Origin of the sequence: Caballeronia insecticola (assembly GCF_000402035.1) — a bacterium.
GTDB lineage: Bacteria > Pseudomonadota > Gammaproteobacteria > Burkholderiales > Burkholderiaceae > Caballeronia > Caballeronia insecticola.
Window position 1 is genome coordinate 1,925,647 of record NC_021287.1, and the last position, 15,885, is coordinate 1,941,531.

Genomic DNA, 15,885 nt, shown 5'->3' on the forward strand with positions numbered 1-15,885 from the left:
ACGACATGGAAGCCAAACCACCCCGCCGCACCCGCGAACGGATACTCGAGCTGTCGCTGAAGTTGTTCAACGATATCGGCGAGCCGAACGTCACTACCACGACGATCGCCGAGGAAATGGAAATCAGTCCAGGAAACCTGTACTACCATTTCCGCAATAAAGACGACATCATCAACAGCATCTTCGCGCAGTTCGAGCAGCAGATTCAAAAGCGGCTGCGCTTTCCGGACGACCATCGTCCGACGATCGACGAAATGTGGTCGTACCTGCAGTACATGGCGGATTTCCTCTGGACGTACCGCTTCCTCTATCGCGACCTGAACGACCTGCTCGCGCGCAACCGCACGCTGGAGACGCACTTCAAGCAGATCATCACGCACAAGGTGCACTTCGCGAGCCAGTTGTGCGAGGCGCTCGTCGCCGATCAGGAAATGGTCGCGACGCCCGACGAGATCAAGGTGATCGCCACCAACATGGGCGTGATCGCGACTTACTGGCTCTCGTATCAGTACGTGATGAATCCGCGCAAGTACAACGATCAGGAAGCGATTCGCGCGGAACTGCATCAGGCGAGCCTGCATATCATCTCGATCATGGCGCCGTATCTGCGCGGGCGCTCGCGTCAGCTTTTCGACGACCTCGTATCCGGTAAGCTGCCGAAGCGCGAATATGCCGACTTTCTGCCGCCGCGCGAAGACGCGCAGGCAGGCGCATCGAAGAACGAAACAAAGGACTCTTGAGCATGAAAGCAGTGTGTGTGTATTGCGGCTCCGCGACCGGAGCCCGCCCCATCTATGCCGAGGCGGCCAAGGCGTTCGGCCGCGCGCTGGTCGCGAACGATCTCTCGCTGGTTTATGGCGGCGGCCGCGTCGGCCTGATGGGACTCATCGCCGATGAAGTGCTCGCCGCCGGCGGACGCGCGGTCGGCGTGATTCCCGAATTGCTGCTCGCAAAGGAAGTGGGTCATACCGATCTCACGGAACTGCACGTCGTGCCCGACATGCACGAGCGCAAGAAGAAGATGGCCGATCTCGCCGATGCGTTCGTCGCGATGCCTGGCGGCGTCGGCACCTTCGAGGAGTTTTTCGAGGTCTATACGTGGGCGCAGCTCGGCTATCACCAGAAGCCGGTCGGCCTGCTCGACGTGAACGGCTACTACGATCCGCTCATGACGATGTTGCGTCACACCGTCGAGGAAGGCTTCATGCGCGCGCCGTATCTGGACTACATTCAGGTCGCGGCGCAACCCGACGAAATGATCGCCAAGCTCGCGGCCTATGTGCCGCCCACGCACGACAAGTGGACCGAAAAGCGCGACGCCGTCTGATTTTCATCTTCCCGAGGAAACCCGTTCGATGTCCAAAGTCATCCTGATCACCGGAGGAAGCCGCGGTATCGGCCGCGCAGCGGCCGTGCTCGCGGGCAAGCGCGGCTGGTCCGTCGGCGTGAACTACGCGTCGAACGCGGCGGCCGCCGATGAAACCGTCGCCGCGGTCGTTGCCGCGGGCGGCCACGCGATTGCGATCGAAGGCGATGTCAGCGACGAAAGCGCGCTCATCGCCATGTTCGACGCCACCGAAAAAGCCTTCGGCAAGCTCGATGGCGTCGTGAACAACGCGGGCATCGTCGCGCCCGGCTCGGCGCTCGCGGATATGGACATCGCGCGCATGAAGCGCATCTTCGACATCAACGTGCTCGGCGCGTATCTATGCGCGCGCGAGGCGGCGCGGCGCATGTCGACGTCGCGCGGCGGCCGGGGCGGCTCGCTCGTGAATGTGTCGTCGGCGGCGGCGCGGCTGGGCGGTCCGGGCGAGTATGTCGATTACGCGGGTTCCAAGGGTGCGATCGATACGCTGACCATCGGGCTTTCGAAGGAACTCGGGCGCGAAGGCGTGCGCGTGAATGCGATCCGGCCGGGTCTGATCGAAACCGATATTCATGCGAGCGGCGGCAAACCCGACCGCGCACAAGTGCTCGGCGTGCAGACGCCGATCGGGCGGCCCGGCACGGCGGATGAAGTCGGCGAGACGATCGTGTGGCTGCTGTCGGATGCGTCGTCGTATGTGACGGGGGCGATTCTGGATGTGACGGGCGGACGTTAGGTGCGTTGAACGGCGGGATGCCGACAGCCGGGTTCGGGCGGCTTCCGGATTTCAGCGAAAAAAGGCGTTCCTCGTCCGGCGAAACGACCAAAAAAAGCCACGAATCACGCCGCTCCGCCCTGCTCAGCCGGAGCGAATTCGATGCGATAGCCGCGTGCCCGCAGCGTGTTCACCATCAGCCGTTCTATTGGGTGATTCTCCACCATGGCCTGCGAAAGCTTGTGACATACCGTCGGCGGGTCCGCGCTCACGAGACGCCGCCAACTGCTGTGATGACCAAACAATTGCATGAGGTCCATGCCGTGATGAGGCGCACCGCCGCCTTCCATTGCGAATTGCAGAGCAAGTGCCATCGGCGCGAACCGGATGCCAACGGCTTCGAGCGGCGAGCGCAGTATCAGCGTGAGTTGCACGTCTTCGTTGATATCGCTGTGGGTCCAGTGCAACCTCAGCGGATCGCCCGAGACTTCCGGCGTCGGAAGCTGGACTTTGATGTGCGGATGATCGACAAAAGCACGCAGCAGACGCTGGCTGCGCAAGCTGAATCCGCCGTTCTGAACATGCCAGACCTTATATTCGGGTCGATCCAGGAGTCCGTACCAGGAAAAGCTACGCATGGCCTGACTGCCTTCGGATGTTTCGACCAGAGCCTGATGACATGGCGCACCTATGTAGTCGTACTCGAAGTATTCGTCGCGCCAGTTGGCACCGTCCAGCACCCAGCCGTCGTCCTGCACGATGAGCGCGTAATCGGTTTCGATCACGCGCCAGAGCGCGAACAGGATGAACCAGCTGTATTCGACGTAGGTCAGCGGCGTAATCCGGACGTGAGCGACGCCGGGAGGGAGGTCTGGCGGAGCCTCCGGGCTGCACAACAGGGCGCGCGCACCGGGCATGTTGCGCAGGCTCACGGCGAGCGCCGCGACCGCGCCACGTGTATCGGACAAGCCGGTGACAGAGACGATCGTGACGCGATTGAATCGGTTGTGAGGCATGGTGGGTATTTGCTCGTGTGGCCTTCGCGATCTTTTGCCCGCGTTGGCGGACCGCAGAGGTTACCCAACACCTCGCATCGCGTATAGCGGTTTGATCCAAAATATCGATTGCTCAAAACCCGCCGTGCCGCGCCGGCCACGCCTCTTCCCAGACGCCATCTCGTGCCCGAGAATGCGATTGCGATAGAGAAAGCGCCCGAACCACCCTCCAGCGCCGATTCATAGAAAGTTACAACGCCCGTTTCGTTCTTTAGCTCTCCAAAGAGACGCACTGCCGCCCGCGCGATGTCGAATGCGCCGTAGTATGTGCGCTGCGGACGTTACGCGACTGCCGCAGCCGGCGCAGCTTGCGGCTGCACGAACTCCACGCGGTACCCAATCCGCTGCAAATGCTCCGCGACAGCCATTTCCGTCGTTCCTTCGAAGCGATCCTGCGCAACGGGATATCTGACGACAGGCGGATCGATGCTGACCAGCCGCCGATGTTGTCCGTGATGACCGAAAAGCCGCGCCAGCGTATCCACCCGGTGGAGCGGTCCGGAGTGCTCGATGGAAAATTGCATAGCCAGATCGAGCGGCGCGAATCGCAAGCCTGCCGCCTGAAGCTGCTCGCGCAAAACAACCGTCAATTGCACGTCTTCGTTCGGACCTGCCCCGACCCATTGCATCCGCAAAGGCTCGCCGATTAGGTCGTCGGGCGGGTTGAGTTCCACCTTGATATGACGATGATCGATCAACGCCCGAAGCATTTTCCGGCTGCGCAAGCTGAACCCGCCGTTCAGCACCGGCGTGATCACCTGACCGGGCTGGCCCAGACGCTCATACCAGCTATAGCCCTGCACCCACTGCGCGCCGCCCTCCGACTGAATTCGCGCGATATGCGTCGGTGCGCCGATGTAGTCGTACTCGAAAAAGGAATCGGTCCAGTTGCTGGCATCGAGTACCCAGCCGTCGCTTTGCACCGTCAGTACGTAGTCGGTTTCGATCAGCCGCCACAGCGCGAACATCATGAACCAGCTGTATTCGTGATAGTTGAGCGGCGCGATCCGGCAATGCCGTATGCCTGGCGGGAGGTCCGAAGGAGGATGCGGGCAGCACAGCAGCGCGCGCGCACCGGGCATCTGCCGCAGGCTCAATGCGAGGGCATAGGCTGCGCCTTGCGCATCGGCGAGACCGGTGACCGATACCAACGTAATCCGGTCGAAATGATGTTGAGTCATGCGTACCTTCCTGGGCTTCAGCGAGCGCGCGGTTTCTGTGTTTGCGTTTGTGCTTGCTCGTGCGCGTCGGAACGGCATCATACGGACGACCCGATCGCGCAACAATGACCGGCCGCCGATCTCGAGCGAATTTCGGATTGCAGGAATGTGACGTTCGCAGGACTGCGAACGGGCGAGGCGAAATCAGAGCGCAAGGTTCATGAACCGCCAGGACGGCAACTTTAAAACCCACCGTGCCGCACCAGCCACGCTTCTTCGTCAGACGCCGTCTCGCGCCCGAGAATGCGATTGCGATGCGGAAAGCGCCCGAATCGCTCGATGACTTCCGCGTGCTCCATCGCCGATTCGTAGAACGAAGTGATGCCCGTTTCGTCCCTGAGTCCGGCGAAAAGCCGCACGGACTCGCGCTGGCTCGGCATGGCTTCGTCGTGCTCGAACGGCATATAGGCGAACGCGCGGTGATACGCGCTCGGCAGGCGCAGATCATCGCCGCGCTCGACCATCGAACGCGCGAGGGCCAGCGCGCGTGCGTCGCCCGCGAAAGCGCGCGGCGTATGCCGGAAGCAATTACGCGAAAACTGATCAAGCAGAACGATCAGCGCGAGCGTGCCGAGCGGCGTGCGCTCCCACTCCCGCAAGCCGCCCGCGTGCGCCGTGTCGAGCAACGAAGCGAAGCGTTCCGTCAGCAGCGAATCGAAGGCGCGCTTTTTCCTCCACCAGAGCTTGCGCTCCGTCCCGAACTCGGGCGACCCCGGCGCGCCGAACCAGAGATCGAGGATCTCGTGCGCGCGCGGGTCGATATCGGCGGACACGTTCAGGCCAGTTCGAGCACCAGCCGCCGCGTGCGCGCGCTCTTCTTTTCCAGCTTGGCGATACGCAGGCCGCCGATCTCGCCCGTGTTGCGCACATGCGTGCCGCCGCACGGCTGAAGGTCCACATCGTCGATGCGCAGCAGACGCACGCGGCCGAGACCCATCGGCGGCTTCACGCTCATCGTGCGCACGAGTTCGGGACGCGCGCTCATTTCGTCATCGGTGATCCATTCGGTGCTCACCGCATGCGCGCCGCCGACCAGCTCGCTCAGCCTCGCTTCCACCCGCTCGCGCTCGATCGGCTCGACCGTCGCGAGATCGAGCCGCGCATACTCGCTCGTGATGCTGCAGCCATCCACCGGATACGGCAGCACCGCGCAGATCAGATGGCTCGCCGTGTGCAGCCGCATGTGCCGGTAACGTCGCTCCCAGTCGATCTCCGCGCGCACTTTCGCGCCGATCGCGAGCTTCGCCAGCGCCGCTTCTTGACCGGGCGCGGGAACGTGCACGGCGTCGTCGGGCGTGGCGCCTTCGAATTTCGCCTTGCGCGTGTCGGCAATCGCGATGACCGTGCCATCCGCGAGCGCGAGCGTGCCGGCATCGCCCGCCTGACCGCCGCCCAGCGGATAAAAAACGGTCTGATCGAGGTGAATGCCTTGCTCGTCGATGGCGGTGACGCTCGCCTCGCAGTGCGTCAGATAGGCGTCTTCGCGAAAGAGTGCGCGTGTGCTCATGATTCGTACGTCCTGGTGGATGCGGGGAACGGGCGCTTCGTGGTGCTTGCCAGTCATTGGCGCGCCTTCGAACGAACATGATGCAGCACACCCGCCCCTCTCGAACCGATACAAAACCCAGCGATTCAACCGGGACGGTTGCGCATCCAGTCGGCGGTATCGAAAAAGGACGTGAGCAGGCGTTCGCGCAGCGCGTCGTCGACGCCGATGTCCTCCATCGCCCAGGCCATGCAGCGCAGCCACTGGTCGCGCTCGGCCGATGCGATCGCGAACGGCAGATGCCGCGCCCGCAAACGCGGATGCCCGAAGCGGCTGATGTAATGATCCGGGCCGCCCATCCAGCCGCACAGAAACCAGAACGTCTTGTTGCGGGAATTGTCGAGCGTCGGCGGATGCAGCGCGCGGATGCCCGCGAATTCGGGCTCGAGATCCATCAGGTCGTAGAAACGATCGACGAGCGCGCGCACGCGCTCCTCGCCGCCGATCAGCTCGAAGGCGCTCGGCTGCTGGACTTCATTGTCGGGGGATGGGGAATTGACTTCGCTCATGACTTGAAAGCAACGAAAAGCTACGCATCGCGCAGGGACTGCAATGCCGGGCGCGCCAGCACGCGTCGCAAGCTGAGCCAGCCGCTCAAGCCCGCGCACACGATGCCCGCGACGACGCCCGCCGGCACGAGCCACGGATTGAAATCGATATGAAACTCGAACACGCGCGCGGCCAGCACATAGCCGATGCCCTGCGCGCCCAGCGCCGCCATCAGGCCGGACAGCGCGCCCACGGCGACGAACTCCGCCACCTGCACCGAGCGCACCTGCCTGTGCGACGCGCCCAGCGCGCGCAGCAGCGCCGACTCGCGCACGCGTTCGTCGCGCGTGCCGGCAAGCGCCGCATACAGCACGAGCACGCCCGCCGCGAGCGTGAAAAGGAACAGGAACTGCACCGCGCCGATCACCTGCGCGAGCGTGCGATGAATCTGCGCGAGAATCGGCGCGACATCGATGGCCGTCACGTTCGGATAGCGCGCCACCAGCCCGTCGATCATGCGTTGCCCGCTCTCGGGCAGATGAAAGCTCGTGATGAAAGTGGCCGGCAGATCGGCGAGCGCCTCGGGCGGCATCAGCACGAAAAAGTTGACCTTGAACGAATTCCAGTCGACCTTGCGCACGCTCGTCACGGGCGCCTCGACCGGCATCCCGGCGATGTCGAAACGCAGCGTGTCGCCCAGCTTCACGCGGATCGTCTTCGCGATGCCCTCTTCGATCGACACCTGCGGCTTCGCATCCGTGCCGAACCATGTGCCTTGCGTCACGCGGTTGTCGCCCGGCAGCGCGGTCGTGTACGACAGGTTGAATTCGCGGTCGACGAGGCGCTTCGCGTCGGCGCGGTCGTAGTCGTCCGGATTCACCGCGTGGCCGTTGATCGCGACGAGGCGCGCGCGCACCATCGGCGAGAGCGCGGCGTCGGGCTGGCCGTTCGCGTGCAGATAATCGAGCACGCCCGCGCGCTGGTCCGGCTGGATGTCGATCAGGAACTGGTTCGGCGCGTCGGGCGGCGTGGCGTCGCGCCAGCCCTTGATGAGATCGTTGCGCGTCATGCCGATCAGCAACAGGCACATGAGCCCGATGCCGAGCGCCGTGATCTGCAACGCGCTCGACCCGCTGCGCCGCTCCAGCGACGCAAGCGCGTAGCGCCAGCCGACGCCCGCCGCGCTGCGCTCGCGCCGCACGAAGCGCGCCGCCGCCCAGAGCGCGGCCCGCGCGATCACGCCGAACACGAGCAAGCCCGCCGCGAACCCGCCCGCGACGATGCCGCCCAGCTTCAACTCCCCCGCCGCGACGATCAGCAGCGCCGCGAACAGCAGCACGCCGACGCCGTAAGCCGCATACGCGACGCGCTGCGCATCGCCGAGTTCGCGGCGTATCACGTGAACCGGCGGCACGCGCGTGATCGGCAAGAGCGGCGGCAGCGCGAAGCCGAGCAGCAGCACGAGACCCATCGCGATACCTTGCAGCGCCGGCCAGACGCTCGGCTGCGGCAATTCGACATCGACGAGCGAGCCGAGCCAGCTCAGCAGCACCAGATGACCGCCGAAGCCGAGCGCGACGCCCGCCACACTGCCGATCAGGCCGATCGCGACGAATTCGTTCAGGAACAGCGCGCGCAGCGTGCGCTGACTGACGCCGAGGCAGCGCATCGCCGCGCAGCCGTCCAGATGCCGTCGCGCGAAACGATGCGCGGCCATCGCGATGGCGACCGCGGCAAGCAGCGCCGTCAGCAGCGACACGAGCGTGAGGAAATGGCTCGCGCGATCGATCGTCTGGCGCACTTGCGGCTGGCCGTCCGAGAGCGATTCCAGCCCGACGCCGCGCAGCTTGCCGCCGTCGGTCTTTGCGCGCGCGAACTGCGCGAATTGCTCGACCTGCGCATCGCCGCCCGCGACCAGCAGCCGGTAGGTCACGCGGCTGCCGTAGCCGAGCAAACCCGTCCCCGCGATTTCGTCGGCGCGCATCATGAGGCGCGGCGAGAAGTTGACGAACGAAAAGCCGCGATCCAGCTCGCGCGTGATGACGCCTGCGACCGTGAACGCGCGCGTGCCGACCTTGAGCGTGCCGCCGACTTGGGTTTTGAGCGCGTCGAGCAAGGCGGCATCGACCCAGACGGTGCCGGGCGCGGGGATGCCGTGCGCGGGGGCGTCGGCGGCGTCAATGCCGGGCGCGATACGCAACGCGCCGCGCAACGGATAGCCGGGCGTCACGCCCTTGATCGCCGCGAGTCGCGCAAGCGGCTGCGCGGACGTCGAGCTGATCATGCTGGGGAAAATCGTGGTGCCCGCCGTCTGCAGGCCGAGCGATTTGGCCTCGCTCGCGAACATCGGATCGACGGGATGGTCCGCGCGCACGACGAAATCGGCGGCGATCATCTGGCGCCCGTCGCGCGCGAGGCCCTGGCGCATGCGATCGGCAAGAAAGCCGACGCTCGACAGCGCCGCGACCGCCAGCACGAGCGCGAGCAGAAGCATCGTGAGTTCGCCCGCACGCCAGTCGCGCGCGGTCATGCGCCAGGCCTGGCGCGCCGTCTGCAGGAAATCGAGCCGGACCGTCCGGTGAGTCTGGCCGGCTTTGTGCGTCGCGTTACGCGGAGAGGGATCGTCCTTGGCTGCCGTGCTCAATCGTGCTTGCTCCGCAGCCGGTTCATGCGCGTATAGGTGCCGGGCAGCATGTGTTTAGCCATACGCGACACGCCGCCGTGCACGCCGCGCGCAAGCCGCGGCAACGCCCAGCCTGCGAGCACGAGAAACACCAGCACGAGCACGAGGAACAGCAACGGCACGAACAGCGCAAGCGTGATACCGGCGAGCGCGCCGACATCTTCGGTCGCCGATGCGGCCCAGTTCGACACCGGCTCCGGCGACAGATTGATGAGCGCGCGCGTACCCGCCTTCGCGAAATGCGATGCGCCTGCGAGCGTGCCGCCCGCGAGCGCCGCGATGGTCAGCATGGCGGGATCGGCGTGACCGAGCGAGCCGGCCGCGAGCACCGCGCCCGCCGGAATGCGGATGAACGTGTGGACCGCGTCCCACAGGGAATCGACGGCGGGAATTTTGTCGGCGAGAAATTCGACGATCGCGAGCACCGCCGCGACGCCGATCACCCACGGCGAGCCGAGCACCGCGAGGGCATCCGGCAAGTGAACGAGCCCCATGCGCTGAAACATGCCGGCGATAAAGACGGTGAGGTACAGGCGCAGCCCGCTCGCCCATGAAAGGCCCGCTGCGAGCGAAAGTGACTCAAGCATTGCCGCCTCCTTTTTGCTGCCCAGTGCTGCCTGCCGCCGGCGTGCCCCGCTTTGTCGGGCGTGCTTGTCGGAAGATTTTGCCAGCTTGAAAAAACGGTCTTTCCGGCAGATATCGAAAGAGGCCGCCTACATCCATGACGATACAGCGAAAATTTATGCGGCGTGGCGCTCGACCTGAACGCTGCCGCAAACCGGATGACCTCAGACCATTATATCCACGCAAAACCACGCGGTGCAGCAACGCTCCGGGCGATTGCCGCTCCCGGTGCGCCAACGCACGGCGGGGTGGCGCGGGCGCAACGGATGGGCGAACGGGTGCGCTGTCAGTGCCCCGATGAAAGCTTCAGCCCGACCAGCCCCGCCACGATCAGCACCGCGCTGAACACGCGCGCCGCCGACAGCGCCTCGCCCATGAACACGATGCCGAAGATGAACGCGCCGACCGCGCCGATGCCCGTCCAGACGGCATAGGCCGTACCGAGCGGCAACTGGCGCATGGCCATGGCGAGGAGAACGAAGCTGCCGATTGCCGTGACGAGCGTGAAGATCGACGGCCCCACGCGCGTAAAGCCCTCGGACGATTTGAGACCGGCGGCCCATGCCACTTCGAGCAGACCGGCAATGAACAGAAGAATCCAGGACATCGGGCGACTCCCTTGAAAAGCGGGGCCGTCCCCGATGAAGCGATGCGCATGCGGTCGTCCGCATGGCCATGATTCGAAAGGGAAATTGTATCAAACTGGTGCATTCCTGGCACGCACGGCTTCCCGCCTGCGACGCGACGCCGCGCGGTGCGTGGCCGCTGTCGTCAAAAACGTGTATTAATAGGGCGTATTAATGCAGAAAGTTAATGCAGAAAGCGCCCGCGCGAGGCGCGCCCCTTCGACTGTCCGTTCATCGATCTGAACCAAGAGACCTGAACCAAGGAGCGTTCATGGATGTCGATTCGGTCCTGCTCTCCCGCTTCCAGTTCGCCTGGGTCGTCGCGTTCCATATCCTGCTTCCGGCTTTCACGGTCGGCCTGTCCTGCTTCATCGCCACGCTCGAATTCAACTGGTGGATCACCAAACGCGACGTCTACCGGCGTCTGTCCGCGTTCTGGCTGAAGATTTTCGCGGTGTCGTTCGGCATGGGCGTGGTGTCGGGCATCGTGATGCCGTTCCAGTTCGGCACCAACTGGAGCCGCTTCTCGGACGCCACCGCCAATGTTGTCGGCCCGTTGATGGGCTACGAAGTGCTGACGGCGTTCTTCCTCGAATCGGCCTTTCTCGGCGTGCTGCTGTTCGGGCGCAAGCTCGTGCCGCAATGGGCGCACGTGATGTCGGCGATTTTCGTCGCGGCGGGCACCGTGATCTCGTCGTTCTGGATTCTCGCGGTCAATAGCTGGATGCAGACGCCGCAGGGCCATCGCATGCTGCCCGACGGCCGCTTCGAAGTGGTGAGTTTCTTCGACGTGATCTTCACGCCGTCGTTTCCGTACCGGCTCAGCCACACCGTCAGCGCGTTTCTCGTGACGACGGGCTTCGTGATTCTCGGCATCGGCGCCATGTATCTGCGCGAGCGGCGCGCGCTCGAAGAAAGCCGCGTGATGGTGAAGATGTCGCTGATCTTCCTGATCATCATGGTGCCGATCCAGATGGTGCTCGGCGATGCGCACGGTCTCAACACGCTGAAGCATCAGCCCGCCAAGCTCGCCGCGATGGAAGGCCTGTGGGAATCCGGCACGCGCGTGCCCGCCAATCTCTTCTCGATTCCCGATCAGGAAGCGGAACGCAATCGCTTCGAAATCTCGATTCCGGTACTCGGCAGCCTCTATCTGACCCACGATCCGAACGGCTACGTGCGCGGACTGAAGGACTTTCCGCGCGAGGACCGGCCGAACGTGGCGGTCGTGTTCTTCGCGTTTCACATCATGGTCGGCATCGCGCTGCTGATGCTCGCGCTCGTGTTGTGGGGCATCGTGCTGTTCGCGCGCGGGCGCGTCGAGACGAGCACGCTGTGGCTACGCTTCGCGACCTGGGCGATGCCGCTCGGCTTCATCGCCGTAATCGCCGGCTGGACGACCACCGAAGCGGGCCGCCAGCCGTGGACCGTGTACGGCATTCTGCGCACGAAAGATTCGGTGACGCCCTCGCTCACCGCCGCCGATGTCGGCCTCTCGTGGCTGCTGTATGTGCTCGCGTATCTCGTGATCTTCGGCGCGGGATTTTTTCTGCTGCGGCGGCTGGTGCGGGTCGGGCCGGCGGAAGTGGCGCACGCGCACGAAAAAGATCAACTCGATGCGAAGACACGCGCCGCACGCCCGCTCTCGGCGGTATCGGCGGGCGCGGGCGGCGCATCGCAGACCGTGCGCGACGACAACATCGTGCCGCCCGGCCGCGGACGCACATAGCCGTACCGAAGCGCAACTGAGACGAACGAAACCGGAGAACGCAATGCTCGATCTCGTGCCGTTGTGGGCGGCCATTCTCGCGCTGGCGGTGTTCATGTACGTGCTGCTCGACGGTTTCGATCTGGGCGTCGGGATGATGTTCCTGCTGCGCCGCGACGCCGAATCGCGCAATCTGATGATCAACTCCGTCGCGCCCGTCTGGGACTTCAACGAGACCTGGCTGATTCTCGGCGGCGGCGGGCTGTTCGCGGTGTTTCCGCTCGCGTTCGCGATCATCGTCCCGGCGGTCTACTTCCCGATTCTCTTCATGCTGCTCGGGCTGATCTTTCGCGGCGTCGCGTTCGAGTTCCGCGAAGTGATCGGCGCGCGCAAGTGGCTGTGGGACACCGCGTTCGGCTGCGGCTCGCTCGTCGCGACGTTCTCGCAGGGCATCGTGCTCGGCATGTTCATTCAGGGCTTTCCGATCCAGGGCCGCGTCTATGTCGGCACGAGCTGGAACTGGGTCGCGCCGTTTCCGCTGCTGGTCGGCGTGGGGCTGATCTTCGGCTACGCGCTGCAGGGCACGACCTGGCTCGTGCTCAAGACCGAGGGCGAATTGCAGGAATGGGGCCGCAAGATGGCGCGTTACGCGCTGATCGGCGTGATCGCGTTCATTCTGCTCATCAGTCTGTGGACGCCGCTCAAGGATGCGCGCATCGCGGCGCGCTGGTTCGGCTTCCCGGACAGTTTCGCGTTCGCGCCGGTGCCGGTGCTCACCGCGCTGCTCGCGTGGACGCTCTGGTCGAGTCTTGCCAAGCGCCGCGAAGTGGCGCCGTTTCTGTGCTCGATCGGGCTGTTCTTTCTCGCGTTCACCGGGCTCGTCATCAGCTTGTGGCCGTTTATCGCGCCGCCGTCGGTGACGCTGTGGGATGCGTCGGCGGCGCCGCTATCGCATCAGTTTCTGCTGATCGGCACGATGTTCCTGTTGCCCGTACTCGTCATCTACGTGATCTGGTCGTATTGGGTGTTTCGCGGCAAGGTGCGCGGCGACATGGGCTATCACGCGGAATAAATGTGGAATAAGCGGGGAGTCGCGTCAGAGTTTTTGCCGCGTCGCGAGCGACAGAATGCGCGCCCACTTGTGCGCCTCGCTGCGATCGCGCATCGGCAGATTCCATGCGCCGTGCTTCGGGTCCTGCACGTCGAGCACGACCTGCCATGCGCCTGGTGCGCCGCTCCCGCCGCCCGGCTCCTGCACGCGCGCGCCGCGCAGGTCGGCGAAGATATAGCTGCCGCGCTCGTCGCCGACACGTACATCGCACAGCCGCTTGCCCGCCGCGATCCGCACGCCGCCCCAGTCGGTGCGCAGCTCATGCGTCCAGTCGCCGTTTTCGCCTTTGCGCAGGTTCGGCGCAATCTCGCGACGGCTCGCGAGCCAGCGCATCACGCCCGCCGCGATAGCAAGCGCCACCACGATCGCCGCGCCCACCGCCACGCCCAGACCGAAATGCGCATGCAGCATGTTGAACGACCACACGGCGCCATAAATCAGCAGCGCCAGAAGGACGAATGCGATGACGATGGGCATGGCCGCTCACCCGAGGACGATGACGCGCATCACTGCGTCTTGTGTTTCGCGTTCCAGTCGCGCAGTGCCTGCAGCGTGTTCGCGACGTGCTGGTCCGGCGACAGGCTCGTGTATTCGTAGATCACGCGGCCATCCGGCGCGATCACGTAGGAGACGCGATTGGCCATCGTGCTTTTCATCGGCATGGAGGCGTCGTAGGAGCGGATGATCTTCGAGTCCGCGTCCGCCGCGACCGGGAACTTGCTGCGGCACTCGCTCACCGAAAACTGCTTCAGCGTGTCGATGTTGTCGTGCGACACGCCGATCACCGTCGCCCCTTCGGCCTTGTATTGATCGACCGCTTCGGCGAACTCGTGCGCCTCGATCGTGCAGCCTTTCGTGAACGCCGCCGGATAGAAGTACAGGACGACCGGGCCTTTTTTCAGCGCATCGGCGAGCTTGTAGTCGTACACGTTGCCGCCGAGCGATGCCTGCGCGGTGAAGTCCGGCGCGGCGTCGCCGGGCTTGAGCGTCGCGCCCGCCGCGAGCGGCCAGGCGACGACCGCGCAGCCGATCACGGCGGCGACCGAGACGGCGCAACCGGCCGTGAAGCGGAAAAGCTTGCTCTTCATGCTCGCTCCTTTCGATGATTGCCTGGATGACTTCGTTCGATGCGCAGACGCGCGCGTCAGGCGTCGTCCGCGTTCTGATCCATGCGATGTTCGGCGAACCATGCCGCCGCCTCCACTTGCAGCTTCGCGAGCACGGCGGGCGTGAGGATATCGAGCACCGGCTCGGCGTGGCGGCTTGCGTCGATGGCGGGCGCATCGCCCCGCTCCGCTGCCCGCGCAATGCCGAGCAGCGCACCGAGCGAGCCCTCGCCCGAAAGGATTGCCGCGCGGATTTCCGCCGCCAGATGCAGCTTATCGAGAATTTCGGCCGGCTGCATGTCGAGCACCACATGCACGAGCGAGAAGATGCCCGTCATGAACGCGGCATCCGAGAAGGCTTCGTCCTCGGGACGCAGGGCGGCCGCCGCGAGTTCCAGAAAGCGCGCACGCGTGCCGACGAGTTGCAGCAGCGGGTCCGAACGCCACGGCAACCCGCTGCCGTCTGCATAAAGAAGAAGCTGCGCCCAGCGCATCAGCTGGCGCGTGCCGGTCGCCGCGATCGCCTCGCGCAACGACGACACGCGTCGTCCGCGCGTCTGCGCGCTCGAATTGGCGAGACGCATCAACTGCACGACGATGTCCGGATTGCGCTTCAGCTCCATTTCCAGTTCGCGCATGCCGGGCTCGCCCGCGAGTACCGACATCAGGCGCAGCAGCGAGCCGCGCGCCGGACTTGCGCGCCGCGCAGTCAATACTTGTGGACGCGCGAAGAAATACCCCTGGAAGAAATCGAAGCCGAGCCTTCGGGCCTGCAGAAAATCGTCGCGCGTCTCGATCTTTTCCGCGACCAGCAGCTTGCCGCGACGCTTGAGCGCGGCGGCGAGTTCGGGCAGATGCGCGTGATCCGCCGCGAGGAAATCGACCTTGACGATATCGACCGAGGGAAGCGCCGCGAGCAGCGCCTCGTCGAGTCTGATTACATCGTCGAGTGCGAAGCGGAAGCCCGCGTTGCGCAACTGCGCGCAACGCTTGAAGAGCGCCTCGTCGAACGTGATGTTCTCCAGCAACTCCAGCACGAAACGCTCGGGATGCATGATGTGAACGATGTCGTCGAAGAGCAGTTCGCGGCTCATGTTCACGTAGCCCGGATGCGGGCCGAGCACCGCCGGCACGCCGATCTCTCCCACCGTCCGCGCGACGACATGCGCGGTTGCCTGCACGTCGTCGTGGACGCGGGCGCGGTTGTCGGGGCTGTCGCGAAACAGCAGTTCGTAGGCGACGAGCGCGCCGTCGCCGTCGAGAATCGGCTGACGCCCGACGTAGACGCTCTGTCCGCGTTTCGCGAGCGTCGCGCGCTTCGGGGACGGCTTCGGAGACGGCTTCAAAGACGAATCGGGCATGACGGAAAACGCATGGCTGCGCGCCGCGACGCGGACACGGCCGCCGGCGCTTCTGGGCTTTGCATGAGAGCCGGCGCGGGCGCTCTGGCTTGGGCGCCGGCCGGCAACGGATTGGATTCGATCATGGGGGCGAACGAGTCGAACGGATTCGGGTGATTACACGCGGCGAGGGCCTGCATCGGCCATGGCGGGGAACCGTTTCCACCGGAACGCGCCACTGTAACTGAATTCGCCAGCAGACATCATACGTAACTCCTATCGACAATTCCTCGACA

16 protein-coding genes are annotated in these 15,885 nt (G+C 64.8%); 5 read left to right on the plus strand and 11 right to left on the minus strand.

Going from position 1 to position 15,885, the window contains the following annotated elements:
* Nucleotides 1–5: 5 nt before the first annotated feature.
* Genes BRPE64_RS08890 through BRPE64_RS08900 form a run of 3 tightly spaced genes read left to right on the plus strand, consistent with a single transcriptional unit; the run spans nucleotide 6 to nucleotide 2,102 of the window.
* Nucleotides 6–740 (plus strand): TetR/AcrR family transcriptional regulator, encoded by a 735-nt coding sequence (locus BRPE64_RS08890; protein WP_044041429.1) that lies wholly within the window; start codon nucleotides 6–8, stop codon nucleotides 738–740.
* Between the two features lie 2 nt (nucleotides 741–742).
* Nucleotides 743–1,327, plus strand: a complete 585-nt coding sequence (locus BRPE64_RS08895; protein ID WP_044041430.1) for an LOG family protein — start codon at nucleotides 743–745, stop codon at nucleotides 1,325–1,327.
* 28 nt (nucleotides 1,328–1,355) lie between these two features.
* Complete coding sequence (locus tag BRPE64_RS08900; protein ID WP_016345752.1) at nucleotides 1,356–2,102, plus strand: SDR family oxidoreductase; 747 nt, start codon at nucleotides 1,356–1,358, stop codon at nucleotides 2,100–2,102.
* A 104-nt stretch (nucleotides 2,103–2,206) separates the two neighbouring features.
* Here the strand turns inward: BRPE64_RS08900 and BRPE64_RS08905 are convergent, their stop codons facing one another.
* The 8 genes from BRPE64_RS08905 to sugE all read right to left on the minus strand — a co-directional run bounded on the left by BRPE64_RS08905 (nucleotide 2,207) and on the right by sugE (nucleotide 10,305).
* On the minus strand, nucleotides 2,207–3,097 hold the full coding sequence (locus tag BRPE64_RS08905; RefSeq protein WP_016345753.1) for a DUF5672 family protein: 891 nt from the start codon (nucleotides 3,095–3,097) through the stop codon (nucleotides 2,207–2,209).
* A 320-nt stretch (nucleotides 3,098–3,417) separates the two neighbouring features.
* Nucleotides 3,418–4,422, minus strand: a complete 1,005-nt coding sequence (locus tag BRPE64_RS08910; RefSeq protein WP_232519173.1) for a DUF5672 family protein — start codon at nucleotides 4,420–4,422, stop codon at nucleotides 3,418–3,420.
* Between the two features lie 116 nt (nucleotides 4,423–4,538).
* On the minus strand, nucleotides 4,539–5,129 hold the full coding sequence (locus BRPE64_RS08915) for a DUF924 family protein (protein WP_016345755.1): 591 nt from the start codon (nucleotides 5,127–5,129) through the stop codon (nucleotides 4,539–4,541).
* 2 nt (nucleotides 5,130–5,131) lie between these two features.
* Nucleotides 5,132–5,863 (minus strand): alanyl-tRNA editing protein, encoded by a 732-nt coding sequence (locus BRPE64_RS08920; RefSeq protein ID WP_016345756.1) that lies wholly within the window; start codon nucleotides 5,861–5,863, stop codon nucleotides 5,132–5,134.
* Between the two features lie 125 nt (nucleotides 5,864–5,988).
* Nucleotides 5,989–6,411, minus strand: a complete 423-nt coding sequence (locus tag BRPE64_RS08925) for a group II truncated hemoglobin (protein WP_016345757.1) — start codon at nucleotides 6,409–6,411, stop codon at nucleotides 5,989–5,991.
* Nucleotides 6,412–6,431: 20 nt separating this feature from the next.
* Nucleotides 6,432–8,921, minus strand: a complete 2,490-nt coding sequence (locus tag BRPE64_RS08930) for an ABC transporter permease (protein WP_232519216.1) — start codon at nucleotides 8,919–8,921, stop codon at nucleotides 6,432–6,434.
* 110 nt (nucleotides 8,922–9,031) lie between these two features.
* Nucleotides 9,032–9,661: a DUF4126 domain-containing protein gene (locus BRPE64_RS08935; RefSeq protein ID WP_044041431.1), complete on the minus strand. Its 630-nt coding sequence runs from the start codon at nucleotides 9,659–9,661 to the stop codon at nucleotides 9,032–9,034.
* Nucleotides 9,662–9,984: 323 nt separating this feature from the next.
* Nucleotides 9,985–10,305: a quaternary ammonium compound efflux SMR transporter SugE gene (gene sugE / locus BRPE64_RS08940; protein ID WP_016345761.1), complete on the minus strand. Its 321-nt coding sequence runs from the start codon at nucleotides 10,303–10,305 to the stop codon at nucleotides 9,985–9,987.
* Nucleotides 10,306–10,595: 290 nt separating this feature from the next.
* Between sugE and BRPE64_RS08945 the strand changes: the two genes are divergently transcribed.
* On the plus strand, nucleotides 10,596–12,053 hold the full coding sequence (locus BRPE64_RS08945) for a cytochrome ubiquinol oxidase subunit I (protein WP_016345762.1): 1,458 nt from the start codon (nucleotides 10,596–10,598) through the stop codon (nucleotides 12,051–12,053).
* Nucleotides 12,054–12,096: 43 nt separating this feature from the next.
* Nucleotides 12,097–13,104, plus strand: coding sequence for a cytochrome d ubiquinol oxidase subunit II (gene cydB / locus BRPE64_RS08950; protein WP_016345763.1), 1,008 nt, complete (start codon nucleotides 12,097–12,099; stop codon nucleotides 13,102–13,104).
* Nucleotides 13,105–13,128: 24 nt separating this feature from the next.
* Here cydB and BRPE64_RS08955 read toward each other — a convergent pair whose 3' ends face one another.
* From BRPE64_RS08955 to BRPE64_RS08965, 3 genes are read right to left on the minus strand one after another with little or no spacing between them, the layout of a single operon-like run.
* Nucleotides 13,129–13,620 (minus strand): hypothetical protein, encoded by a 492-nt coding sequence (locus BRPE64_RS08955; RefSeq protein WP_016345764.1) that lies wholly within the window; start codon nucleotides 13,618–13,620, stop codon nucleotides 13,129–13,131.
* Nucleotides 13,621–13,649: 29 nt separating this feature from the next.
* Nucleotides 13,650–14,231, minus strand: coding sequence for a peroxiredoxin (locus BRPE64_RS08960; RefSeq protein ID WP_016345765.1), 582 nt, complete (start codon nucleotides 14,229–14,231; stop codon nucleotides 13,650–13,652).
* Nucleotides 14,232–14,287: 56 nt separating this feature from the next.
* Nucleotides 14,288–15,610, minus strand: coding sequence for an EAL and HDOD domain-containing protein (locus BRPE64_RS08965; protein WP_016345766.1), 1,323 nt, complete (start codon nucleotides 15,608–15,610; stop codon nucleotides 14,288–14,290).
* Nucleotides 15,611–15,885: the final 275 nt, after the last annotated feature.